This is a genomic window from Flavobacterium salmonis, from assembly GCF_903819435.1.
Lineage (GTDB): Bacteria > Bacteroidota > Bacteroidia > Flavobacteriales > Flavobacteriaceae > Flavobacterium > Flavobacterium chungangense.
The window spans coordinates 1-26,703 of the sequence record NZ_CAIJDP010000056.1; the positions used below are offsets into that span (position 1 = coordinate 1).

17 protein-coding genes are annotated in these 26,703 nt (G+C 33.8%); 9 read left to right on the forward strand and 8 right to left on the reverse strand.

Going from position 1 to position 26,703, the window contains the following annotated elements; genetic code table 11:
- The first annotated feature begins 404 nt into the window (after window positions 1-404).
- Window positions 405-3,236 (forward strand): pectate lyase family protein, encoded by a 2,832-nt coding sequence (locus tag FLACHUCJ7_RS02530; RefSeq protein WP_180907807.1) that lies wholly within the window; start codon window positions 405-407, stop codon window positions 3,234-3,236.
- A gap of 465 nt (window positions 3,237-3,701) precedes the next feature.
- A complete protein-coding gene (locus FLACHUCJ7_RS02535) occupies window positions 3,702-6,728 on the forward strand; it encodes a pectate lyase family protein (protein WP_180907808.1) in 3,027 nt (1,008 codons plus the stop codon).
- A gap of 78 nt (window positions 6,729-6,806) precedes the next feature.
- Here FLACHUCJ7_RS02535 and amaB read toward each other — a convergent pair whose 3' ends face one another.
- Window positions 6,807-8,360, reverse strand: a complete 1,554-nt coding sequence (gene amaB, locus FLACHUCJ7_RS02540) for an L-piperidine-6-carboxylate dehydrogenase (protein ID WP_180907809.1) — start codon at window positions 8,358-8,360, stop codon at window positions 6,807-6,809.
- A 171-nt stretch (window positions 8,361-8,531) separates the two neighbouring features.
- Here amaB and FLACHUCJ7_RS02545 point away from each other — a divergent pair, with 171 nt between their 5' ends.
- Entirely contained in the window at window positions 8,532-9,491 is a 960-nt protein-coding gene (locus tag FLACHUCJ7_RS02545) for an MBL fold metallo-hydrolase (protein WP_180907810.1), read from the forward strand.
- A gap of 90 nt (window positions 9,492-9,581) precedes the next feature.
- Here FLACHUCJ7_RS02545 and sufD read toward each other — a convergent pair whose 3' ends face one another.
- The 6 genes from sufD to FLACHUCJ7_RS02575 all read right to left on the reverse strand — a co-directional run bounded on the left by sufD (window position 9,582) and on the right by FLACHUCJ7_RS02575 (window position 14,547).
- Window positions 9,582-10,898, reverse strand: coding sequence for a Fe-S cluster assembly protein SufD (gene sufD / locus FLACHUCJ7_RS02550; RefSeq protein WP_180907811.1), 1,317 nt, complete (start codon window positions 10,896-10,898; stop codon window positions 9,582-9,584).
- Between the two features lie 115 nt (window positions 10,899-11,013).
- Window positions 11,014-11,382, reverse strand: a complete 369-nt coding sequence (locus FLACHUCJ7_RS02555) for a four helix bundle protein (protein WP_180907812.1) — start codon at window positions 11,380-11,382, stop codon at window positions 11,014-11,016.
- A 50-nt stretch (window positions 11,383-11,432) separates the two neighbouring features.
- The gene (sufC, locus tag FLACHUCJ7_RS02560; RefSeq protein ID WP_078226914.1) at window positions 11,433-12,179 is read right to left on the reverse strand and encodes a Fe-S cluster assembly ATPase SufC; all 747 of its coding nucleotides are present in this window, start codon (window positions 12,177-12,179) and stop codon (window positions 11,433-11,435) included.
- Window positions 12,180-12,192: 13 nt separating this feature from the next.
- Window positions 12,193-12,681, reverse strand: a complete 489-nt coding sequence (locus tag FLACHUCJ7_RS02565) for a flavodoxin family protein (RefSeq protein WP_078226915.1) — start codon at window positions 12,679-12,681, stop codon at window positions 12,193-12,195.
- Window positions 12,682-12,688: 7 nt separating this feature from the next.
- Complete coding sequence (gene sufB, locus FLACHUCJ7_RS02570) at window positions 12,689-14,137, reverse strand: Fe-S cluster assembly protein SufB (RefSeq protein ID WP_031454044.1); 1,449 nt, start codon at window positions 14,135-14,137, stop codon at window positions 12,689-12,691.
- Between the two features lie 80 nt (window positions 14,138-14,217).
- Complete coding sequence (locus FLACHUCJ7_RS02575; RefSeq protein ID WP_031454045.1) at window positions 14,218-14,547, reverse strand: HesB/IscA family protein; 330 nt, start codon at window positions 14,545-14,547, stop codon at window positions 14,218-14,220.
- 515 nt (window positions 14,548-15,062) lie between these two features.
- Between FLACHUCJ7_RS02575 and FLACHUCJ7_RS02580 the strand changes: the two genes are divergently transcribed.
- Window positions 15,063-15,986 carry a hypothetical protein gene (locus FLACHUCJ7_RS02580; protein WP_078226917.1) on the forward strand — a complete coding sequence of 308 codons (924 nt, stop codon included), beginning with the start codon at window positions 15,063-15,065 and terminating at the stop codon, window positions 15,984-15,986.
- A gap of 81 nt (window positions 15,987-16,067) precedes the next feature.
- Window positions 16,068-16,925, forward strand: a complete 858-nt coding sequence (locus tag FLACHUCJ7_RS02585) for an MBL fold metallo-hydrolase (RefSeq protein ID WP_180907813.1) — start codon at window positions 16,068-16,070, stop codon at window positions 16,923-16,925.
- A 66-nt stretch (window positions 16,926-16,991) separates the two neighbouring features.
- Here the strand turns inward: FLACHUCJ7_RS02585 and FLACHUCJ7_RS02590 are convergent, their stop codons facing one another.
- Window positions 16,992-18,299 carry a T9SS type A sorting domain-containing protein gene (locus FLACHUCJ7_RS02590; RefSeq protein ID WP_180907814.1) on the reverse strand — a complete coding sequence of 436 codons (1,308 nt, stop codon included), beginning with the start codon at window positions 18,297-18,299 and terminating at the stop codon, window positions 16,992-16,994.
- A gap of 174 nt (window positions 18,300-18,473) precedes the next feature.
- On the opposite strand from FLACHUCJ7_RS02590, the gene FLACHUCJ7_RS02595 reads away from it, so the two are divergent.
- From FLACHUCJ7_RS02595 to FLACHUCJ7_RS02610, 4 genes are all read left to right on the forward strand, one after another.
- A complete protein-coding gene (locus FLACHUCJ7_RS02595; protein ID WP_180907815.1) occupies window positions 18,474-20,108 on the forward strand; it encodes a S8 family peptidase in 1,635 nt (544 codons plus the stop codon).
- A gap of 88 nt (window positions 20,109-20,196) precedes the next feature.
- Complete coding sequence (locus FLACHUCJ7_RS02600) at window positions 20,197-22,083, forward strand: M1 family metallopeptidase (RefSeq protein ID WP_180907816.1); 1,887 nt, start codon at window positions 20,197-20,199, stop codon at window positions 22,081-22,083.
- A 439-nt stretch (window positions 22,084-22,522) separates the two neighbouring features.
- Window positions 22,523-23,674, forward strand: coding sequence for a S1 family peptidase (locus FLACHUCJ7_RS02605; protein ID WP_078226926.1), 1,152 nt, complete (start codon window positions 22,523-22,525; stop codon window positions 23,672-23,674).
- A gap of 67 nt (window positions 23,675-23,741) precedes the next feature.
- Entirely contained in the window at window positions 23,742-26,570 is a 2,829-nt protein-coding gene (locus tag FLACHUCJ7_RS02610) for a VIT domain-containing protein (RefSeq protein WP_180907817.1), read from the forward strand.
- Window positions 26,571-26,703 lie beyond the last annotated feature (133 nt).

The window sequence follows — 26,703 nt, forward strand, 5'->3', positions numbered from 1 at the left end:
GAGTCGAAGGCTTTTGAACTTCAAAAGCCTTCGACTCCGCTCAGGATGACATCAATTCCTTAAGTTATAAATGATATTTTAAAAACGATGATTTAATTGATTTGCTTTAAGGCGAAATTATAAATAGGAATATTCTGTTGTTTGAATTTCTTCATTTTCCAAATTGATTTTTAAAATAAAATTCAGTTTTTATTAGGGATGACTTTATTTACGGGCTTTTCATTTAGTTTCAACTATAACGTTATAGATATTGTATTGATATTTATTAAGTGTATTTTTTTAACTATATGTATTTTTATTGTAATTTTTTTTTGAATTATAAAATTTTACTTATTTTCGTGTAATCGATTACATTTAATAGTGTTTTTGATCACTTAAACTATCTATTTAACTAAACCACAATTATGAAAAGAATTTTACTTTACATGGCTTTACTTTTTATCTCGGTAAAAGTTGAGGCGCAAACTATTACAAAATCATCAGGATGGCTGGAGTCTGCTTTTGTTGAATGGTCTGCTGTTGCAGGAGCAGACAGTTATAATGTTTATTATACAGGTGGCGGAGAAACAAACAAAAAGATTGATGGGCCTCTTATTCGGAGTTATGGCAGTTATTTTCGTGCAGATATCCCTGGTATTGCTGCTGGTACATACACCCTAACGGTAAAACCTGTTACGGCTAATGTTGAAGGAATAGGCACAACAACATCTTCTTTAACTGTTTTAGCTCATGATCGCAATGGTTTTGCTTTTGATGGTGGTCGTATTCCGGGAGGATATAATTCAGATGGAACGCCTAAAACTGGAGCTCAGATTCTTTATATTACTCAAAATACAAAAAATACAATTTCGATGAATATTACAGGAGCAAGTGCAAATCCTTGTGTTGGCTTACAAAATATTTTATACGGGATTAAAAAAGGAAAAGATACACGTCCTTTTATTATTCGTTTAATTGGAAACATTACAGATATGACTGTAATGGAAGGTGGTGATATTACAATAGAAAATAACAGCAATGCCAGTAGTTTCATTACATTGGAAGGTGTAGGAAATGATGCTGTAGTAAATGGAATGGGAGTTCGTCTTAAATCAGCTTCTAACATTGAAGTTCGTAATCTTGGCTTTATGAACTGTAATAGCACAGCGGGAGATAATATTGGAATGCAACAGGACAATGATCATATTTGGGTTCATAATAATGATTTGTTTTATGGAAATGCCGGTAGTGATGCTGATCAGATTAAAGGGGATGGTGCATTAGATAATAAAAATTCAACTTATATCACATTATCATACAATCATTTTTGGGATAGTGGGAAAGCAAGTCTTTTAGGTTTAAGTGAAGGAACTACAACCGGACTTTATATTACTTATCATCACAATTGGTTTGATCATTCTGATTCCCGACATCCTCGTGTTCGTTACTATTCTGCACACATCTATAATAACTATTTTGATGGAAATTCTAAGTATGGTTCGGGTTCAACGTTAGGATCTTCTTTGTTTATTGAAGGGAATTATTATCGTAATAGTAAGAATCCCATGATGACATCGCTTCAGGGTACTGATGTTTGGGATTCTGCGAATCAGGTAAATAACGCAGGTACAATGGGAACATTTTCAGGAGAAGCAGGAGGTAGTATAAAAGCATTTAATAATACATTTGATATTGATTTAGGGACTAATAGCATGCGTTTTGTGGCTTATGGAGATCCAAATCCTTTATATAATATTGCTGGTAAAATTAGTTCTACAACTGATTTTGATGCTTATTTAGCAACAACAAGAGGGGAAGTTGTTCCTGCTACAGTTGCATCAAAATCGGGCGCTAATACTTATAATAATTTTGATACAAATGCATCATTATATGTAAAAAACCTGGTAATTGAATCGCCTGCTGATGCAAAAACAAAAGTGATGCAATATGCCGGACGTGTATCTGGCGGTGATTTAAAATGGACATTTGATAATTCGGTTGATGATAAGTCCTCACTTGTAATTACAGCGTTAAAAACTGCTCTTACTAATTATACTTCGGCAATGGTGGCAGTTCAGGGTGAAGTTGCAGTTTCAGGAAATCAAACCTTAGTTGCTACTACGAACAACAACAATCAAACAGTATCAAGTGGCACTGCAATAACTAATATTGTATTTACGTGGGGTGGTGACGCTACGGATGCAGCTGCAACGGGATTGCCTAATGGAATCACAGCAACAAAAAATACTACTGCGAAAACATTAACTCTTTCAGGAATCCCTACTGAAACTATGGAATATACGGTTACTACTATCGGAAGTACCGGAACTTCTGCTTCAGATTCAGGAACAATCACAATGTTGCCTCCAAGCAGCCAAGTACTTACTTCTACAAGTAACAATAACCAAACAATAACAGTTGGTTCTGCTATAGCTCCTATAGTGTTAACCTGGAGTGGAGATGCTACAGATGCTGATGTTAGCGGATTGTCTGCAGGTCTTACGGCGACAAAAGATGTTGCTGCTAAAACCATTACAATATCTGGCACGCCAACCGCTACTGGTTCTGCTACTTTTACGGCAATTACTTCAGGTGTTTTAGGAACTCCTGTTGCAGTATCTGGAACGATTACGGTTAATGCGGTTGTTTCTGGGAATCAAATACATAATTTTACAAAAACGGGAAAAACTAGCTCATTTTATACTTTTGGATCAACAGCTAACATGAATAGTACTGCCGGATCTACGTCTTATGATGGTGAGAATTTAACAGCACGTTTGAAAATTGAATCCGCAACAAGCATCACTTATACAACGACTGCTGTGTCTACTTTAACCTTGGTATTTGATCCAACCTATAATGGAAATATTAAACTTGATTCAAACAATTACAATATAGTAAATGGAATTGCGACTATACCATCAATTCCTGCAGGTGCACACACAATTGTCAAAGGGTCTACTTCGAATCCAAATTTATATTACATCAAAACATCTTATCCAGCATTAGGTTTAGGGGATAGTGTTGAAGCTTCTGAGTTATTCTTGTATCCAAATCCTGTTTCGGATCAATTGTATATTTCTTCAGAGAATCAAAGAGTGGGCAGCGTTGTTATTTATAGCTTATCAGGAACTGTGGTAAAAAGCATTGTAAATGAAGTTGATTCTGTAGATGTAAGTAGTTTGGCTACAGGTAATTATTTTGTAAAATTGGTTATGGATGAAGGAGTTGTTGTTAAAAAAATCATCAAAAAATAATTGAAAATTAAATTTCAGCAAAGGCTTTCGTCTGGAAGCCTTTTTTTGTTTATAGCTTAATGTGTTTTTTTAGAATAGGTTTTAGCATAGTTTGTAAATAGATTTTCAGCTTCTGAAATTACAAATAATAATATTTTTCTTATGTAAATTTTAATATTTAACAGATTTAAATTTATAAAACAAAAAACATTGTTTGAGTTATTATTTGTTAAAAAATGTATTTGCACAGTTTATGAGGTATTGTAAAACAAGGATCTTTTGATGTGTGTAATTTATTACATTTTGTGCAACAAATTACATTTAATTTATTTAACTGCAATTATTTTTATTTAATATGTTTTTTTATTACAAAAATATTATAAATAATTATATTTTATATATTTTTGAGTAATCGATTACATTTTTTGAAATGGTATGTCGATAAAAACAAAAAACACTTTATAACTATCAATTAACCAAAACCACATGAGAAAAAAAATATTTTTATTGGCCATTTTGTTTGTTTCTCTACAAACACGGTCACAGCAAATTAATGAAGCGGTTGGCTGGCTTGAATCGGCTTTTGTAAAATGGCAACCCGTAAGTAATGCACAAACCTATAATGTTTATTATACCGGAAACGGTTTTACAGACCAAAAAATTGATAATCAATTAATTCGTAGCTATGGGTCTTATTATCGTGCCGATATTCCAGGGCTAAAAGCAGGAACTTATACGGTAAAAGTAAAACCGGTTATTTCCGGAGTTGAAGGAACAGGGACTACAACAGGTTCTTTGACGGTATTAGCTCAGGATCGCAATGGTTTTGCTTTTGATGGTGGCCGCGTTCCCGGAGGATATAAAGTCGATGGTACTCCTAAAGATGGAGCGGTGATTCTATACATTTCACAAAATACAAAGAATACAATTTCAATTGATATTACCGGAGCAAGTGCAAATCCGTGTGTAGGTCTGCAAAATATTTTGTATGCCATTAAAAAAGGGAAAGATACTCGTCCGTTTATCATTCGCTTATTAGGAAATATTACAGATATGTCGGTCATGGAAGGCGGAGATGTCGTTATCGAAAATGCCAATAATGCATCAAGTTATGTGACTTTAGAAGGTGTTGGTAATGATGCAGTTGCCAATGGCTGGGGAGTACGCCTTAAGTCTGCCTCCAATATTGAAGTTAGTAATATTGGATTTATGAACTGTAATAGTACAGCAGGAGATAATGTTGGAATGCAGCAGGACAATGATCACATCTGGGTTCATAACTGCGATTTATTTTATGGAGATGCTGGAAGCGATGCGGATCAAATAAAGGGCGACGGAGCTTTAGATAACAAGTCGTCAACTTATATTACATTATCTTATAATCATTTTTGGGATAGTGGAAAAGCGAGTCTTTTAGGTTTGAGTGAAGGAACCACAACAGGCTTATATATTACGTATCACCATAACTGGTTTGATCACTCAGATTCTCGACATCCAAGAGTTCGTTATTATTCTGCACATATTTATAACAACTATTATGATGGAAATTCAAAATATGGAGCCGGATCAACATTGGGTTCTTCTTTATTCATGGAAGGAAATGTTTTCCGAAATTGTAAATATCCTATGCTTACCTCTAAACAAGGAACAGATATCTTTTATGATACTACGGGGACTTTTTCTGGCGAAGCCGGTGGCACAATTAAAGCATTCAACAATACTATGACTGGTCAGACACGTTACGTTCCGTATAATGCAACTAATTATCCTGTAGAGTTTGATGCTATAGAAACTGCAACCAGAGGCGAAGTTATTAGCAGCAGTATAAAATCAAAACTGGGAGGGAATAGTTACAATAACTTTGATACTAATGCCGCATTATATGTTAAAAATCTGTTAATAGACCAGCCTGCGGTAGCACAAACTAAAGTAACACAGTATTCAGGCCGTGTTTCCGGAGGAGATTTAAAATGGACTTTTGATAATTCGGTTGATGATGTATCTTCTACAGTAATTACAGCATTAAAATCGGCTCTTACAAATTATGCAGGAACATTAGTTTCAGTACAGGGTGAAACAAGTGTTGTCAGTAATCAGACGCTTACGTCAACGATTAATAACAACCAAACTGTGATAAGCGGAACCGCAATCAGCCCTATTGTTTTTACATGGGGAGGAACCGCAACAGATGCTACGGTAACAGGATTGCCGTCCTCAGGAGTTTCTTTTGTGAAAAATACTACCGCAAAAACAATCACTATTACAGGAACACCAACAGCAACTTTATCATATTCAATTGCTACTACAGGAACAGGTACGGCAGCGACAGGATCAGGAACAATTACGGTTACCCCGGTAAGTGCTCAAACGCTAACTTTAACCTCTAATAATAATCAAACTGTGACAAGCGGTACAGCGATTAGTTCCATAGTTTTTACCTGGGGAGGAAGTGCAACGGATGCAACAGTTACGGGATTACCTGCATCCGGTATTACTTTTGTAAAAAATAGTTCTGCAAAAACCGTCACTATTACTGGAACACCAACAGCAACTTTATCATATTCAATTTCTACTACAGGAACAGGTACGGCAGCGACAGGATCAGGTACAATCACGGTTACCCCGGTAAGTGTCCAAACGCTAACTTCAACCTCTAATAATAATCAAACTGTGACAAGCGGTACAGCAATTAGTTCGATAGTTTTTACCTGGGGAGGAAGTGCAACAGATGCCACTGTAACGGGATTGCCTGCATCAGGTATTACTTTTGTAAAAAATAGTTCTGCAAAAACAATTACCATAACAGGAACACCAACAGCAACTTTGTCTTATTCAATTGTTACGACCGGAACAGGGACAGCTGCAAACGGATCAGGTACTATTACTGTTACAGGTACCTTTTCAGGAAATCAAATACATAATTTTACCGTTTCCGGAAAAACAAGTTCGTTTTACACGATTACAGGGAATATGAATTCTACTGCAGGTTCAGTAAGTTATGCTGGATTAACATTAACAGCTCGTTTAAAAATTGAGTCCAGTACAGCTATAACTTATACAACGACTGCTGCCTCAACATTAACATTGGTATTCGATTCTAACTTTACAGGAACAATAAAAGTTAATAATATCTCTTATACGGCAACATCAGGAGTAGTTACAGTTTCTCTTCCTGCAGGAGCAAATACGATAACAAAGGGTTCTGTAGCAAATCTGTATTACATTAGTACGACATATAACACTACGGCGCGTATGTCATCTCATGGTTCAGTAGAAGAAGAAGTAGCTTCTGCTAAACTAGCTTTATATCCAAATCCAGTTTCAAACGAGTTGAATATCGATTCAGATAAAGCGATTCAAAAAGTAGAAGTGTATAATTTGACGGGGGCACTGGTAAATTTAAAAGCAGGAAATAATAACACAATTGACATGAGTGATCTTGCCAATGGCAGTTATTTGGTAAAAGTTTATACCGAAAACAGTTTGACTACAAAAATTATAATTAAGAAATAATAACCAACTAACTAACCATTATTTTTTAAAAATAAAAGGCTTCCAAATTTCGGAAGCCTTTTATGATTTAATTAAATACTATAAATCAAATTTAATACCCTGTGCCAATGGCAGGCTTGTGGTATAATTAATTGTATTTGTCTGGCGTCTCATATAGATTTTCCAGGCATCAGAACCGGATTCTCTTCCGCCTCCCGTTTCTTTTTCTCCTCCAAAAGCACCTCCAATTTCGGCACCAGAAGTTCCTATGTTGACGTTTGCAATTCCGCAATCAGAGCCTGTAACAGATAAAAATCGTTCTGCTTCACGTAAATTGTTTGTCATAATTGCAGAGGATAGCCCCTGAGCCACACCATTTTGTTTTTCGATAGCATTATCAACTTCACCCGAATATTTTATGAGGTATAAAACTGGAGCAAAGGTTTCATGTTGTACTATTTCAAAGGAGTTTTCTGCTTCGGCAATTGCGGGTTTTACATAACAGCCGCTTTCATAACCCTCGCCGGAAAGCACGCCGCCTTCAACTAAAATTGTTCCGCCTTCTGTAACAACTCTGTTCAGGGCTTTAGCATACATTTCTACAGCATGAATATCAATTAACGGTCCTACATGATTGTTTTCGTCCAGCGGATTTCCGATGCGTAATTGTTTATAGGCAGCAATCAGGGCTTCTTTTACTTTGTCATAAATACTTTCGTGAATAATTAATCTTCTGGTTGAGGTACAACGCTGTCCGGCAGTTCCAACAGCACCAAAAACAGCTCCGATTACGGTCATCTTAATATCTGCATCGGGAGTAACAATAATAGCATTGTTTCCTCCTAATTCTAATAATGATTTACCTAAACGTCCGGCAACAGCCTGAGCTACTATTTTTCCCATTCGTGTTGATCCGGTTGCAGAAATTAAAGGGATTCGGGTATCCGCGGTCATTAATTCGCCAATGGTAAAATCACCATTTACAAGACACGAAATTCCTTCAGGCAAGTTATTTTCTTTAATGACTTGTGCGATAATATTTTGGCAGGCAATTCCGCAAAGAGGTGTTTTTTCAGAAGGTTTCCAAACACAAACATCTCCGGAAATCCATGCCAGGGCCGTATTCCAGGACCACACAGCTACCGGAAAATTAAATGCTGAAATGATTCCTACAATTCCTAATGAATGATATTGTTCGTACATACGGTGGCCGGGTCTTTCGGAATGCATCGTTAATCCGTGTAATTGGCGTGATAAACCGACAGCAAAATCACAAATATCAATCATTTCCTGTACCTCGCCATAACCTTCCTGTAATGATTTGCCCATTTCATACGAAACTAATTTTCCAAGAGCTTCTTTGTTTTGGCGTAATTTTTCTCCAAACTGGCGTACAATTTCTCCGCGTTGTGGTGCCGGAATCAAACGAAATGTCTTGAAAGCTTCAGTTGCTGATTGCATAACTTTTTCATAATCTTCAGCTGTGGACATTTTTACAGATGCAATTAATTTTCCATCAACTGGAGAATAGCTGTCTAAAATCTCTCCGGATGAAAAACTTTCTAAACCCGTTGATGTTCCTTCATTTATAAATTTGATGCCCAATTTTTCAAGGGCTTCATTGATTCCAAATTGAGATGCTATCGTTGTCATTGTAACTTTTTTGGTTTAAAATGTTATATTTTTACGTAAAGATATTGTTTTAAGATTGAATTTTATCATTGGAGGGCAAAGTAAATTTAGCGTTATTTTACAGTATTTTCGAAAATACAAGCAACTAAATTCATCTTAATTGATGAAATTTGTAATCATAAAAATATGGGTATGAAAATTATAAAAATGCTTTTGGGTTGTTTGATTTTACTATCAGTTAATTCATTTTCCCAAAAAGATCAAAAATCAGTTTTTAAGGTTGTCCCTTTGGGAGTTAAGGGCGGAATAGATGAAAAAAACCTTTCTGCCTATTTAATAGCACTATCTAATACGAAAGATTACATTTGTCTTGATGCCGGAACTATTAATTCAGGAATAGAAAAAGCTATTGAGAATAAGATATTCAAGGTTTCAGCAAGTGAAGTTTTACGAAAATATATTAAAGGATATTTAATTTCTCATGCTCATTTAGACCATGTTTCGGGTTTGATAATTAATTCACCGGCAGATTCATCAAAAACGGTTTATGCTACAAAAAAATGTATGGAAATGATCGAAAACCATTATTTTAATGATCAGACCTGGGCTAATTTTGGCGATGAGGGACCTGGTTTTCACATCAGACGCTATCATTTTCAGACTTTAAATATAGGAGAAGAAACTACAATTACCAATACGGTGATGACGGTAAAGTCTTTTCCGTTAAGCCATGTAAACCCATACGAAAGCACTGCTTTTTTAATTAGAAACAATAATAATTACGTTTTATATCTTGGTGATACAGGTCCGGATGCAGTAGAGAAAAGCAATTATTTGCAGGAGTTATGGGCAGTAATTGCTCCATTAATCCGAAGTAAAGAATTAAAAGGCATTTTTATAGAAGTCTCTTTCCCGAATGAGCAGCCCGATCAGTTTTTATTTGGGCATCTTACACCAAAATATCTGATGGATGAGCTTCATAAATTAGAGGAATTAGCTGGAGAAAATTCTTTAAAAGGATTTAAAATAATAATTACACATTTAAAACCACCTGCAAAAAATATTATAAAAATTAAGGAACAGTTGAAAACTCAGAATGATTTAGGATTGAAATTTATTTTTCCTGAACAAGGGAAAAGTTTTGAATTGTAAATAATTTAAGGATTTTTTTTTGAAGCAATTGGCATAAAAAAACCGACAAATTTTAACTTGTCGGTTTTGTATTTTATAGAATCAGAATTTTTACAAATCAAATCCTAAATTCACGCCCAATTTCGTAGCAATGATTTTAGTAATTCTTTGTTTTAATTCCGGTATTTTTATGCTTTCGATAACAGCATTTGAAAATGCGTACATCAATAAGGCTTTAGCTTCTTTTTTTGGAATTCCTCGAGATTGCATGTAGAACATTGCAGTTTCGTCTAATTGTCCGATAGTACAACCATGAGAACATTTTACGTCATCAGCAAAAATTTCTAGTTGTGGTTTAGCATTGATGGTCGCTTTATCACTCAATAAAATGTTATTGCTTTTTTGAAAAGCATTCGTTTTTTGAGCTTCTCTGTCTACAAGGATTTTGCCGTTAAAAACCCCTGTTGAACGATCAGAGAATATTCCTTTATAATCCTGAAAACTTTCACAGTTTGGCTGTGCATGATTTACTAAAGTATAATGATCAACGTGTTGTTTATCATTTAGAATTGAAATTCCGTTTAGAGTACTTGTCAATCTTTCACCAAAGTGATAAAAGTTCAAATTGTTACGTGTTATATTTCCGCCAAATGAAAAAGTATGTACATAAACATGACTTTCTTGTTGTTGGGAAACATAAGTGTTGTCAACTAAGTTAGCTTCGCTATTATCATTCTGGATTTTATAATAATCAACAATAGCACGTTTTTGAGCGAAAATTTCTGTAACCGAATTGGTTAAAACCGGATTTTCGTTCAAACTTTGATGACGTTCAATAATTTGAACATGTGAATTCTCACCCACAATAATCAAATTTCTTGGCTGAACCATTAAAGCTGCTTCATTTCCTGTTGAGAAATACATAATCTCGATTGGTTTGTCGGCGACTTTTTTCTTTGGAATGTTGATAAACGCACCTTCAATTGCAAAAGCAGTATTTAATGAAGTCAGGCTGTCATCTTTGCTTGCAATCTGATTAAAGTATGTATCAATAACCATTTTATATTTTGGTTTGGTCAATGCCGAAGACATTAAACAAACATCGATTCCGTCATGTGTTGTAGAAGACAAATGCGAACTGAAAACACCATCTATAAAAACTAATTTATAAGTGTCAATTTCGTGTAAAAAGTATTTTTTTACCTGATTGAATTCGATTGCATTTTCCTGCTTTGGAAAAACCGTAAAGTCATTTTTTAAGATGGCATTTAGCGATGTGTATTTCCAGGCTTCTTCTTTTTTGGTTGGGAAACCTTTATTTTCGAAGTTTTTTAAGGCATTTGTACGTATGTCATGTAAATCTGAATGTACATCGACACGCTCTTCAAAAGCCATAAAAGACGATACTAATTTTTCTTTTAAATCCATTGTTCTTTTTTAGTCTTAAAGTCGAAAGTCGAAAGTCGAAAGACTTTAGATTGTCGACTATTTTGTGATAACTCATAAAGAAAGCTGAATGTGTAAAATTTTTCAACTTTTGACTTTATAATTTTTGACTTAAATATTTAATAAAACCACTTATTAGTTTCGAAATTTCGGTTATCGATTCTAAAAGTATTTCAAATTTTTCTTTTATAATGTATTCTAAATCAAAAGCTAAATATAATTGAGATCTAACTTCTCCTGCAGATGCTTTGGCTATATATAAAAAGTAAATAAACTCTTTGTCTGTATTTCTCTCGAAACCTTCTGCAATATTTGATGATATAGAAAGTGATGCGCGTCTTATTTGTCTAACAAAATCAAAGTCTTTTTTGAAATTAGAATTTTCAGTAATCAAATATATTTTCTTATTGAAGATTCGAGATTTTTGCCAAGAATTTATTTCCTCAAAAGATCGGAACTTACTCATTTAGTTTTTGGACTTTATGACTTTAGACTTTAAAACTTTACGACTCAGAATTAATTTTCTGCTTTAATCCAGTCGTATCCTTTTTCTTCTAATTCGTATGCTAGTTCTTTTCCGCCAGATTTTACGATTCTTCCGTTGTAAAGAACGTGAACGAAATCCGGAACGATATAATCTAACAAACGTTGGTAGTGTGTGATAACAATAATAGCGTTTTTGTCGCTTTTTAATTTGTTCACCCCGTTAGCTACAATTCTTAAAGCGTCGATATCAAGACCAGAATCTGTTTCGTCAAGGATTGCTAATTTTGGCTCTAACATTGCCATTTGAAAAATCTCGTTTCTTTTTTTCTCTCCTCCGGAAAAACCTTCATTTAAAGAACGAGATAAAAATTTACGGTCAATTTCTAACAATTCAGATTTCTCACGAATTACTTTCAGCATTTCGTTTGCCGGCATTTCTGCCTGTCCGTTTGCTTTACGAGTTTCGTTGATAGCCGTTTTCATAAAGTTAGTTACGCTAACTCCAGGAATTTCTACCGGATATTGAAACGAAAGGAAAACACCTTTGTGTGCTCTTTCTTCAGGAGCTAAATCAGCAAGATCTTCTCCGTCCAGAATAACTTCTCCGTCTGTAACTTCGTAGTTTTCGTTTCCGGCAATAACTGCAGAAAGTGTACTTTTTCCAGAACCGTTTGGTCCCATGATGGCGTGTACTTCACCAGCTTTTACTTCTATGTTGATTCCTTTCAGGATTTCTTTATCACCAATTGCGGCGTGAAGGTTTTTTATTGATAACATTGTTTTTTTTATTTTATATAAATGTCAATTCTATTTTTGTTGTTTGGTTTAGGATGTTGGCATTAAAATGCGCATGTCCTAAATATTCCATGCCTAAATAATCGGCAGTTTTTTGAAACGGAATGTAAAAACTATCTTCAATTACATTATCGTGTGAATTTGTAATCACTCCAATTTTCTTTCCTCTTAGCTTTCTTCCGGTTTCTTTTTCAATTCGGATTAAATCTGAAATCCTGTCGAAAAAGACCTTCATAATACCGCTCATATTATACCAATAAATGGGCGTTGCAAAAATTAAAGTGTCGTACTGTTCGAGAATTCTTCTTATTAAAGGAAGAAAATCATCCCCTATATTTTTACTTTCGTAATCATAATAGGATATAGTATAATCACTTAAATTCACTACATCAAGGTTGTTTTCTTTAGAAATTTCATCCACAATTTTTGTTGTGTTTCCGTTTTTTCTTGACGAACCTAATATGATGACTTTTTTATTTTCCATCTTCAAATTATCCAACAGATCCTTCTAAAGAAATCTCTAATAATTTTTGAGCTTCAACCGCAAATTCCATAGGAAGTTTGTTCAAAACATCTTTACTGAAACCGTTTACAATTAAGGCAATCGCTTTTTCAGTCGGAATACCTCTTTGGTTGCAATAAAAAACCTGATCTTCTCCAATTTTACTTGTCGTTGCTTCGTGCTCAATTTTTGCCGATGGATTTTTACTTTCGATATAAGGGAAAGTATGTGCTCCACAATTGTTCCCCATTAAAAGAGAATCACATTGCGAAAAGTTTCTTGCATTTTCTGCTCTTGGCGAGATTTGCACTAAACCGCGGTAACTGTTTTGTGATTTACCAGCCGAAATACCTTTAGAAATAATAGTCGATTTAGTGTTTTTTCCTAAATGGATCATTTTTGTTCCGGTATCTGCTTGTTGGTAATTATTGGTAACGGCGATAGAATAAAATTCTCCTACTGAATTATCTCCTTTTAATACACAAGATGGATATTTCCACGTTACGGCTGAACCCGTTTCAACTTGAGTCCATGAAATTTTAGCGTTTGTTTCGCATAAACCTCTTTTGGTTACGAAGTTGTAAACTCCACCTTTTCCTTCTTTGTTTCCAGGGAACCAGTTTTGAACTGTAGAATATTTAATTTCAGCATCATCCAAAGCGATTAATTCCACTACAGCGGCGTGCAATTGGTTTTCATCACGACTTGGAGCTGTACATCCTTCAAGATACGAAACATAGCTTCCTTCATCAGCAATAACCAAAGTCCTTTCGAATTGTCCGGTTCCTGCCTGATTGATTCTGAAATAAGTTGAAAGTTCCATCGGGCAACGAACGCCTTTTGGAATATAACAGAAACTTCCGTCAGAGAAAACTGCTGAGTTTAACGCTGCATAGAAGTTGTCTTTTTGAGGGACAACAGTTCCTAAATATTTTTTAACTAATTCAGGATGTTCTTTAATAGCTTCAGAAATCGGACAAAAAATAATACCTTTTTCTCCCAGAGTTTTTTTGAAAGTTGTAGCCACAGAAACAGAATCGACTACAATGTCCATTGCGACATTGTTCATCATTTTTTGTTCATCTACAGAAATTCCTAATTTTTTGTACATTTCAAGAAGTTCCGGATCAACATCATCCAAAGTTTTGTTAGGATCTACTTGCTTTGGAGCTGAATAATAAGAAATGGCTTGAAAATCCGGTTTTTCATAACGGACATTGGCCCATTCCGGTTCGATCATTTCTTTCCAGGCACGAAAAGCTTCAATGCGCCATTCGGTCATCCATTCTGGCTCTTCTTTTTTAAGAGAAATAGCCCTTACAATATCTTCATTTAAGCCAATAGGAAAAGTCTCTGACTCTATATTAGTATAAAATCCGTATTCGTATTCTTTAGTTTCGAGTTCGATTTTTAAATCGTCTTCTGTGTATTTACTCATTTTTGATGTAAAGATTTAAAGATATAATTTTCAAAAAAATCAAATAATTATTCTTTATTAGTCTTGTTATTCTTTATTAATTATAGTGAGAATGATTCCCCGCATCCGCATGTTCTACTGGCATTTGGATTATTGAAAACAAAACCTTTTCCGTTTAATCCACCAGAAAATTCAAGAATTGTCCCGGCGAGATAGAGAAATGATTTTTTTTCAACAGCAATTTGTATATCATTGTCTACAAATACTTTATCGTCATCTCCTTTGGTTTTGTCAAATTTTAAATCATATGACAAACCAGAGCATCCACCGCTTTTCACACCTACACGTACATAGTCATGCGAAGCATCAAAACCATCGTCATTCATCAAATCGATGATTTTCTTTTTGGCTGTATCAGAAACTTTTATCATTGTTTTTATGTTTGTTATCTTTTCATTTTTCAATCAGGGTTTTAAAAAAAATCCCCCTTTTTAAAATACTGAATTTCAATGTCGAAATGAAATTATTTGCAAAGATACGACTTAAAAACCTTTTTCCATAACGCTTCACATTATTATAACAAATGTTAAAATAGATATAAATTATTTTGATAGGATGTTAGTGAGATTCATTATGATATACAAGATGTTTTTTTTAACAGGTTATAATTGTTTATAACCTGTTGGGTGAAATTGATTAAAAAAATTGATTTGATTATAAAAAGTATAAAATCGGGAGTAAAACATCATTTGCAACTTAAGTAATTGATGTCATCCTGAGCGGAGTCGAAGGCTTTTGAACACGAAAGGGCTTCGACTCCGCTCAGCCTGACACTTATTTTTAATTTCATCCAACGGGTTGTTTGTATTAATTATATAAAAAGCGTACTTGTACTTACTTTTAGTAGTAAAATATCGCTATTTTTGCAGAAAATTAAAATAGCTTTATGAATAAATACAATAAGAGTTGGGCAATAAAAGCGATTATTGCAGTATTATTTGTCTTTGGATTTGGAATCACATTTTATATTTTTAGTAACACATCAACGAATAATTTTAGCTTATTTAATTCTGCTGAGAATAAAAATATGACTGAAATGGATCAAAAATCATTTGCCCAAAAAAGCATATTAGACTCCTTAAATACTTTAAAAATAGCTTATGATGAGGCTTTAATAGAAAAAACAGCTCTGTCACAAGAATTAGAACTTGAAAAGAAAAATGTTGAAAATTTAATGGAAATTATAAAGGCTTCAAAAAATCCTTCCTCTTCACAACTGCAAGTTTACCGAAAACAACTTTCTACTTTGAATATTTCGTTACAGTCAAAAGTTTCTGAAATCAAAAACCTCAAAGCCCAAAATAAAAACCTGTTGACAGAGATTGAAAATCAAAATTCAGCTATGTATCAGCAAAGAATCAAAAATGATACATTGGCATTACAGCGAAAAAAACTGGAATCAACTTTAAAGTCAGCTTCAAAATTAGAATTAAATAACTTTAAAGTTATAGCGCTTCACGAAAAAAAATCTGGAGAAGAACTGGAAACTGACAAAGCAAAAAGCACTAGTAAACTCAAGGCTAGTTTCTCCATTTCGGGAAATCCTGTAGCCAAGACAGGAAAAAGAGCTTATTATGTTCAGGTTTTAGATCAGAAAAATGCTGTTTTAGGCGCCGATAAGCTAATTGAATTTAGTAATGGCAAAGCTTTGGTTTATAGCTTTATAGTTGCAATAGATTTCCAGGGACAACCAGTAAATGTTTATGGAGTCTTAAATTCAGACGGAAATGGATTTACAAAAGGCACTTACTTTATTAATTTCTTTGATAAAAATGAAATCATTGCGAGTACTTCTATTACATTAAAATAATTATTTGTTTAAGTTTCGAATTGATATTTAGTAATAAAAATTGGATTTCTTAGCTTTGTCTAAATCTTAGAATTCAAATTCATGAAACTTTATCCAATAGAATCAGGAAATTTTAAATTAGACGGAGGTGCAATGTTTGGCGTTGTACCTAAAACAATCTGGAATAAAACCAACCCTGCCGATGCTAATAATTTAATTGATATTGCGGCTCGTTGTCTGCTTATCGAAGATGAAAAACGTCTGATTTTAATTGATACCGGAATGGGGTATAAACAATCAGACAAATTTTTTGGTTATTATTCGCTTTGGGGAACTCACTCTCTGGATAGTTCTCTTTTAAAATATGGTTTTTATAGGGACGATATTACCGATGTTTTCATGACACACCTGCATTTTGACCATTGTGGAGGAAGTATACAATGGAATTCTGATAAAAACGGTTACGAACCTGCTTTTAAAAATGCCAAATTCTGGACAAATGAAAGTCATTGGGAATGGGCAACAAAACCGAATGCCCGTGAAAAAGCTTCTTTTTTGGCAGAGAATATTTTGCCGATGCAGGAAAGCGGACAATTAAATTTTGTTGAAAGACCTCAAAGTGATTTTGGTTTCTCAAAAGAATTAGGTTTTGATATTTACTATGTTGATGGTCACACCGAAAAACAAATGATTCCATATATTCAATATAAGGATAAAACGATAGTATTTTGCGCCGATTTGTTAGCGACTGCCGGACATATTCCGTTGCCTTACGTTATGGGATATGATACACGGCCCTTATTGACAATGCCGGAGAAATCAAAATTGCTAAATGCTGCTGCTGACAAAAATTATTATTTGTTTTTAGAACATGATGCACATAATCAAATTATAACGGTAGAACATACTGAAAAAGGAGTGAGGTTAAAAGACGTTTTTACCTGCGAGGATATCTTATAAAACATAAAAACCATATTTTCAGACTACTGAAAATATGGTTTTTGAATTTATAGTAACTTTCTGTTTTTATTCGATTATTATTATTTTAACAATAGTTGCTCCTTCGTTTTCCAAATAAAGGTAATAAAGACCACTTCGAAGTCCTGCTAAATTAATGGTGTTATTATTTGAACCATTAGTAAACTTAGTTGTTGTTATTAGTTTTCCCAGTGTATCATATACAGTTGCTTTTTCAAGAGTACTATTGTCAATATGCAACTCTTCTTTGGCAGGGTTAGGGAAAACAGTTATTTTGTCAAAAGTTGTTTCTTTTGTTCCTAAAGTAGAACAACTTAAACTATAAGTTGCAGTAGCATCTTTAAACATAGACCAGTTAGTATTTGAATAGGAAACATCATCTACGTCAATACAATTTAAACTGGGGTTCGATTTACAATTTAAATCTGTTAACAAAGAGTTTTTTCCGTTTTTTAAATTAAGACTTGTTAATTGGTTAGAATAACAATGTAACCTATCCAAAGCAACGTTTTTAGAAAAATCTAATGTTGTTAATTTATTAGAATGGCAATCTAAACTTTTTAAAGCTATGTTTTTAGAAAGATCTAATGTCGTCAATGATCCAGAAAAACATGATAAATTTTGTAAAGCGGTATTCATAGAAAGATCTAATGTTGTCAATGTATTGTAAATACACTGTAAATATACCAAAGCGGTGTTATTAGAAAGATCTAATGATGTTAATGGATTTGAATTGCAAGTTAATTGTATTAATGCGGTGTTTTTAGAAAGATCTAATGTTGGTAATTGATTATTATGACAAACAAAAATTTTTAAAGCAGTGTTTTCAGACACATCTACTGTTGCTAATTGATTATTATCGCAAGTTAAATTTTCCAAAAAAATATTTTTAGAAACATTTAATGTTGTCAACGAGTTATAGGAACAAGTTAAATCTTTCAAAGCTATGTTTTTAGAAAGATCTAATGTTATAAATGAGTTAGTATGACAATCTAAAGTTTCTAAAGCGGTATTTTTAGAGAGATCTAATGATGTTAATTGGTTTGATCTGCAATATAAATATATCAAAGCGGTATTTTTAGAAAGATCTAATGTCGTCAATTTGTTATAATGACAATGGAAATATTTCAAAGACACAAAATCCTGAATGCCCGTCAAATCAGTAATTGAACTATTTGAAACATCAAGAGAAGTTAATTTGTCAATATTACTAGTAAGCACCTGACCATCGGTAGTTCCGGAATCAATACCAAGAGCAATCAATTTGTTTTCAAAGTTAACATCCGGGATAGAAGTGTATTGAGCATAAATTGAAAAATTCACAAAAAATAGTAATAAAAGTAGTTTTGGCTTCATAAAGTAATATTTTAAGATTTGAAGGTGCAATTATACAAATTTATAAGCTATTTTCTTATTTTAAAATGTTCATTGTATTTTTAAAATTCATAACACAGTGTTAACAGTTAGTTTTTTGTAACAAAAAAGTATAATTTAGTCCCATCTTTAACTTTTACATTAATATATAGATACATGAGTCATATAAAACCACTCAATTTATCTGCTTTTGCATTCCTTGTTTTAGCAGGTTGTGGAGCTACTTTGCAAGCGCAAGTTTCAGCTCCGAAAGAATTTATTACTGCTCCTTTAACGATTGTTAAAAAAGCACCGGTAACTGAAAATGAATTAAAAAGATGGAGTCATCTTGATTTAATCAAAGATTCTATTCCGGGAATGAGTGTAGACAAGGCATATGCTGAATTACTACAAGGAAAAACAGGTAAAAAAGTAATTGTTGGGGTCGTAGATTCAGGAGTTGATATTGAGCATGAAGATTTGCAGGGAATGATTTGGACAAATCCAAAGGAAATTCCGGGCAACGGAATCGATGATGATAAAAATGGGTATATTGATGATATTCACGGATGGAATTTTCTGGGAGATGTAGTCAATGAAAACCTTGAAATGACCCGTATTGTTAAAAAAGGCGATGACAGTTCTGAACAATACAAAAATGCTTTGGCACAATATACTGAAAAATACGACAAGGCTTTAAAAGATAAAGAACAAGTCGATTTTTTGCTGGATGTTCACAATACTATAAAAGCGGCTTTAAATAAAAAAACTTATAAAGCTGAAGATCTGAATACCCTTACCTCTACTGATCCGAAAGTGGCGAGAAGTAAGATGGTAATGATGCAAATTTTTACCAATGCCGGACCAACTTTTGACCCTGAAGCTGAATTAGAAGATTACAGAGAACAAGTTTATAACGAACTGAATTTCAATTTAAACAAAGATTTTGACGGAAGAAAAGTTTTAGGGGATAATGCTGATGATATCAAAAGCACTAAATACGGAAACAATATTGTATTTGGCCCGGACAAAGAAAAAGCACTTCACGGAACCCACGTTGCCGGAATTATTGCGCAAATTCGTGGTAATAATTTAGGTGGAGACGGAGTGGCTAACAACGTAGAAATTCTGACCGTAAGAGCCGTTCCGGATGGAGATGAATATGACAAAGATATTGCTTTGGCAATTCGTTATGCTGTAGACAATGGAGCAAAAGTAATCAACGGAAGTTTCGGAAAAAGCTTTTCTCCACATAAAAAATGGGTGTATGACGCTATAAAATATGCAAAGAAAAAAGATGTTTTAATTGTTCATGCTGCAGGTAATGACGGTTATAATATCGATGAAAAACAAAACATTAATTACCCTAATGATTCTGAAGATAACAGTAAAGAATTTGCAGATAATCTAATAACAATTGGAGCTATTAATAAGGCTTATGGACAAAATGTAGTTGCTAATTTCTCTAACTTCGGAAAATTAAATGTTGATGTTTTTGCACCGGGTGAAGAAATTTATGCTACAGTTCCAAACAATAAATATAAGTATTTGCAGGGGACTTCAATGGCATCTCCAAATGCTGCTGGAGTTGCGACTTTAATTCGTTCTTATTATCCTAAATTAAAAGCTTCACAGGTAAAACAAATTTTGATGGATTCCGGAGTTGCTCTTCCTGTTAAGGTTGTATTAGGTGAAAATTCAGATCCAAATCAGGAGCCTGTTGCGGTTTCATCTGCTGAATCATCAAAAACGGCTAAAATAGTCAATGCTTATAATGCTTTACTATTGGCCGAAAAAATGTCTAAAAAATAAAAGCTAAAATTTTAAAAACTTAAATTACAAGTTTACAGAAAATCTTTTTTTGTAAACTTGTAATTTTTTAAATACCACAGCAATTCAAATGAAAAAAATTATTTTACTATATTTTTTAAGTTTAAGTTTCCATACTTCTTTTGCTCAAAGTACTTCTTACTGGCAGCAACATGCCGATTATAAAATGGAAGTAACGATGGATGTTAAAAACTATCAATACAAAGGAAAACAAGAATTGGTTTACTCCAATAATTCTTCTGATACTTTAAAAAAAGTATACTATCATTTATTTTTTAATGCTTTTCAGCCTGGAAGCGAAATGGATGCCCGTTTGCATTTTATAAAAGATCCGGACGGAAGAATGGTAACTAAGATAAAAGGAGCTGACGGAAAAGAGGTAAAACAAAGCCGTATTGAATCTTTGAAACCAAACGAAATTGGATTCTTAAAAATTACCAACTTCAAACAAGATGGAGCTGTTGCTCAGACAAGAGTTTCAGGAACCATTTTAGAAGTAACTTTGGCTAAGCCAATTTCACCAAATTCTAAGTCCACTTTTACATTAGATTTTGACGGACAGGTTCCGGTTCAGATTCGTCGTTCAGGAAGAAATAATTCTGAAGGAGTTGAACTTTCAATGTCGCAATGGTATCCAAAATTAGCCGAATTTGATTTTGAAGGCTGGCATGCAGATCCTTACATTGCAAGAGAATTTCACGGTGTTTGGGGTAATTTTGATGTAAAAATCACTATTGACAAAGATTACACGATTGGAGGTTCAGGATATTTACAGGATAAAAACTCAATTGGTCACGGTTACGAAGATGAAGGCGTAAAAGTAGTTTATCCAAAAAAGACCAAGACTTTAACATGGCATTTTATCGCACCAAACGTTCACGATTTTACCTGGGCAGCTGACAAAGAATATACCCATGATATTGTAAAAGGACCACATGATGTCGATTTGCATTTCTTCTACAAAAACAATCCAAAAACGACAGAAAACTGGAAACAGTTAGAGCCTTTAATGGTAAAAGTGATGGATTATTACAACCACAGAGTTGGTCAATATCCGTATAAACAATATTCATTCATTCAGGGCGGAGATGGCGGAATGGAGTATGCCATGTGTACTTTGATGTTAGGAAACGGAACTCTTGAAGGTATTCTGGGAACAGCTACGCACGAATTGGGTCATTCCTGGTTTCAGCACATCTTAGCTTCAAACGAATCAAAACACCCGTGGATGGACGAAGGTTTTACAACTTACATCGAAGACAGTGCTTTGAATGAATTAGCCGGAGATAAAAAAGTAGAAAATCCGTTTAAAGGAAATTATGCGGCATACTATCAATTGGTGAATTCTGGTAAAGAACAGCCTCAAACTACACACGGTGATCGTTATGATGAAAATCGTCCTTACAGCATTTCATCGTATGTTAAAGGAAGTATCTTTTTATCACAATTAGAATATGTAATTGGAAAAGAAAATGTAGATGCAACTTTAAAAAGATATTTCAACGATTTTAAATTCAAACACCCAACTCCAAATGATATCAAAAGATCTGCTGAAAGAGTTTCCGGGGCAGAATTAGACTGGTATTTGACAGATTGGGCACAAACAACCAATACGATTGATTACGGAATAAAAGAAGTTGCTGATAATTCAGGAAAAACAACCGTTACTTTAGAAAGAATCGGAAGAATGCCAATGCCAATTGATTTAAAAGTGGATTATACAGATGGCACTTCTGAGACGTTCTATATTCCGTTACGAATGATGAATTTCATTAAACCAAATCCAAATCCAAATCCAAACGAAAAAAGAACCGTTTTGGACGACTGGGCGTGGGCACAATCAAATTACAGTTTTACAATTGATAAAAACAAAACGGCAATCAAAAAAATCACAATAGATCCAAGCGGATTAATGGCTGATATAAAGCCTGCCAATAATGTTTTTGAAGTGAAATAATATTCTTTTAAAGAACAAAAAAGTCCCGTTTAGAAATTTTTAAACGGGACTTTTTATTTTTAAAAAATTGAGATTTAACTCAAATGCTCAATCATATCCTGAGTCATCAGTTCCGAATCAAGAATGTTTCAATTCCCAGTCTTTTCTCGATTGAGCTTCATCAATACTTACCAGCCAGTTGTCTGCGATTTTCTGATGGTAATTACGATTGTAACCTAAGAGATTATCTTTTGATCTAATTATTTAACATCAAGAGTAGCCCAAATGTTTTTACAGATAGTAATGGTGTTGAAATCGAAAAATCAGGTCTACAATAGTATTTTTATTAATATAATTTAACAATTAAATTACTACCTTCGGACCGTAAAAAATGGCAAATATCAATAATTTTGTCAATTGACACTCTAGAAACATATTAATAAAAATTACCTATTTACAAATGAAAATTAGAAAAATCGGAACCAACAATGATTTACATGACGGCAATAATAAAAAAAGAAATCTTTACAAAATTATTTTCGCTTCGATAATCATTCTATCAACAGCAACTTTTTTTGGTTTTAAATATTTTAAAAAGCCACCTGCTACTATTTGTTTAGACTCAGATACAAAAATATACGACGAATATAAAGGTGCAGTTGTGCTGATAAAACACAGTTATGGTTATTTTGCAAAAATTAAAGGAAAAGAAATTCAGCTTACTACTGAGGATGCAAAAGAAGAAACGGTTTTCGGAACAGGTTTTTTCGTAGACAGAGATGGAAAAATACTGACTAACAGCCATGTTTTACAGCCATGGAATTCATCAAATGAAGAGCAGGAAAAAACAAATACTACTATAAGAAATCTAGGATTGAAAATTGCTTCAATTCTTACTACTGATGTTTCAGAAGAGGAGTATCAAAGTTTTATAGAAACAAACTGGAAAGTTGCATCTGCTTATGACGAAAGTGAAGGCGAAGGTGATTATGAAGGTGAAGGCGAAAGTGAAGAAACAAGCCAAGAGCCAGCGGGTGAAGAATTTGTTAGTTCAAATGATACACAAGAAGATACAACAACAGTAACAACAGATATTGCAGCTGCTATTCCGGTTAAAGAATACGTATCGAAAGAAGATATTGAGGTATATGTAAAAACGATAGATATTGCGGTAGCACTTCATGATTCAGATAACCAATGGCTTAGTTGCGAGATCGAAAAAATTTCAGAAGATACCAATATTGATTTAGGTATTGTACGACTAACAGATCATAAAACCCCGGAAAGTGTTGTAAACATCATCAATCTTGACAATGCAGTCGAGGATGACGCTTCTTTAAATCCGGGACAAAAAGCAATAATGGTGGGCTATCCTTTAGGAATGGATTTGGCAAAGACAAATTCAGGTATAAAAGTGCAGCTTTATGATGGTAAAATAAGTAAAGAATCAGACGGGAATAAAATTCAATACAGTATCACTTCGACACATGGTGCAAGCGGTGCACCAGTATTTAATGAATGTGGTCAGTTGATTGCGGTCAATTTCAGCGGAGTAGATGAGGTACAGGGTTTTAATTTTGGAATTGTTGCTAAACATATTCGCACTTTCTAATTAGAACCTATTAAGAATTTATTAGTTTTTCTCCTTTGTAATCAAATAAAAAATCACTTTTTTTAATATGAATAAACTTTTTACTATATGTGCATTAATGGTATTTGGTGCAGTTTTTTCTCAAATCCCAACTCTGGATGTAGAAAATCTAAAAAAACATCCGGTCATTCTGCAGGAAGCAAAAATTGAAACCAAAATTTTGGGGAATCTTGCCACAACAACAGCCATTTACACATTTTACAATCTGGGGGACAGAATTTTAGAAGGCAAACTTACGATTCCGTTACCTGAAGGAGTGAGCATAAGCGGCTACGCTTTAGATATCAACGGAAAATTAAGAGATGCAGTTCCCGTTCCTAAAGAACGGGCTAAGGAAGTATTTGAAAGTATTGAAAAAAGAAACATAGATCCGGGGATTATTGAAAAAGTAGCCGGAAATAATTTCCGAACAAGAATTTATCCGATTCCGGCGAAAGGCAGCAGAACCATTAAGATTACCTATCATCAGGAACTGAAAAATTCAGCTTCAGATTATCACTATTTTTTAAGTTTTGCCAATGCCGTTAGTATTCCAAAATTTAATCTGAAAGTGTTGGTTAATGAAAGTCTCATAACTCCCAAAATCACGGAGAAACCGGATGGAAGTTTTGCTTTTCAGAAACAAGGAAATCAATGGGTTGCTGATATTAATAAAGAAAACTTTACCCCAAATGAAAGTCTTAAAATAGCAATCCCAAAAGCAAATCAATCTTCCAGTGTTTTGCTGCAGAAAGCTTCTGATGATAAATTTTATTTTGCTGCCAGTGTTTCGATGGATTTCCCTGTGAAAGAAAAGCCCAAATCTAATAAAATTGCCATTATTTGGGATAATTCATTCAGCGGATCAAAGAGAAACCATCAAAAAGAACTGGATTTTCTGATGGCCTTTTTTTCCGATAACAAAGATGTTTTGGTATCATTTGTTCTATTAAATAATACTCTGGAAAAGACAGAAGAATTCACTGTTTCTGGTGGAAACTGGAGTACATTAAAAAATAGAATTGCTGACCTGAAATACGATGGTGGAACCGACTTTGGTGCATTAAAAGAAATTCCAGGAGTAGAAGAATACCTTTTATTTTCTGACGGAATTTCAAATTTTGGTGATTTGACTTTAAAATTCAAGAAACCACTTAACAGTATCGTAAGTACGCCTACTTCCGACTTTAACCTGCTTAAACTTTTAGCATCGCAATCAGGAGGAAATTTTATTAATCTTAATGAATTAGACACTCAATCGGCGCTGAAAACCTACAAAAAACTTCCGGTTAAATTTTTAGGATTTAAAGAAAATGCGAATGTTCAGGAGCTGTATCCAAATATTGGAACGGCAGTAAATGAGCCAGTCAATATATTTGGAATTTCGTCTTCAAATTTGGGTAAGCTGACCGCTCTTTTTTCTGTAGGAAATAAAAACTTTGAAATACCTGTAGATTTTAATACAGCTGTTCAGGTAGAAAACTGGCCAATTGCACAATTTTGGGCGCAAAGAAAAATCAATGATCTTGAACTCAATTCGACTCAAAACCGTGATGAAATCAGAAATCTGAGCGAACAGTTTGGGGTGGTAAGTAAGAACACCAGTCTTATTGTATTGGATGATGTCAATGATTATGTGCGATACAGCATCACACCCCCTCAGGAATTATTATCTGAATACAACAAAATCGTTTCAAGAAATAAAAAAGAGATTTTAGAAAAAAGAAAAAACCTTCTATCCAAATCTTTTGATATAACCCGCGAACTAACGGCCTGGTGGAATACGGAGTTTAAACCTGTCGAAAAAAAGCAGTATCCTAAGATTTCTAAACAAATGGTAAGTGAATCTGCTAACAAAAATCAATCATCTGTACCTGTTTCTGCGGGTTATAATGCTGAAAGCATTGTTGAAGATAGAGCTGTTGCGCAAGCGGAAGTTAAAGCAAAAGGCAAAATAACTTTGGTAGATGTAGAAAGCAAAGAAGAGTATATGAAAGATTTTCAAAATCTGGAGTCCTCTGAGCTGATTTACCAAAAATATCTTGAAAACCGTTCAAAATATGAAAAGCAGGTAACGTATTATTTTGATGTCTCTAAATTGTTGTTCAAAAAAGGAGATAAAGCGCTTTCTTTAAAAGTTTTAAGTACATTAGCAGAGCTTGATCTGGAGAATGAAGAATTATACAAAACGATATATTATCTGCTAAAACAGAGAGGCAATTATGAAAAAGAATTGTGGATTACCCAGAAAATTCTGGAATGGAGGCCGTTCGATTCTCAAAGTCACAGAGATTATGCATTGGCCCTGATTGATAATAAAAAACCTCAGGAGGCTCTTAATGTATATAAATCCATGCTGTATCAGGAATATACCGATGAAATTTCAGTAAGAGACAATGGTATAGAGGAGATTTTGATTATGGAAATTAATAATATCCTAAGCCAGAATAAAAATGTTGATGCCAGTAAAATAGATAATCGTTTAAAAGCAAATCTACCTATAGACATTCGTGTTGTAATCAACTGGAATAAAGACAATACAGATATAGACCTATGGATTACAGATCCGAGGGGGGAAGATTGTTCCTATTCTCATAAATCTACAGAAATTGGAGGCAGATTAAGTAATGATTTCACTCAGGGTTTTGGTCCTGAACAGTTTTTACTAAAAAAAGCCATAAAAGGTAAATATAAAATTAAAACCAATTTTTTCGGAGAGAGACAGAATATTCTTTCCGGTCCGGCAACTGTGATGGCAGAAGTATATTTGTACTATTCTGATGGAAGGCAAGAACGAAAAATTGCTGTTTTCCAGAGTCAGAAAGAAAATAAGCGCGAAAGTGACAGCAAAATTCTGATTGGAGAATTTGAGTTTTAGAAAAAAACATATAAAAATACCGAAGCGTTTTTAAAAGGGCACTGAAAAACATCCCTTATTTTGATCAGGTTTATTTTTTGGACAATAAAAAACCGCTTATAACAGGACTTTAAAAAATCCGCTATAAGCGTTT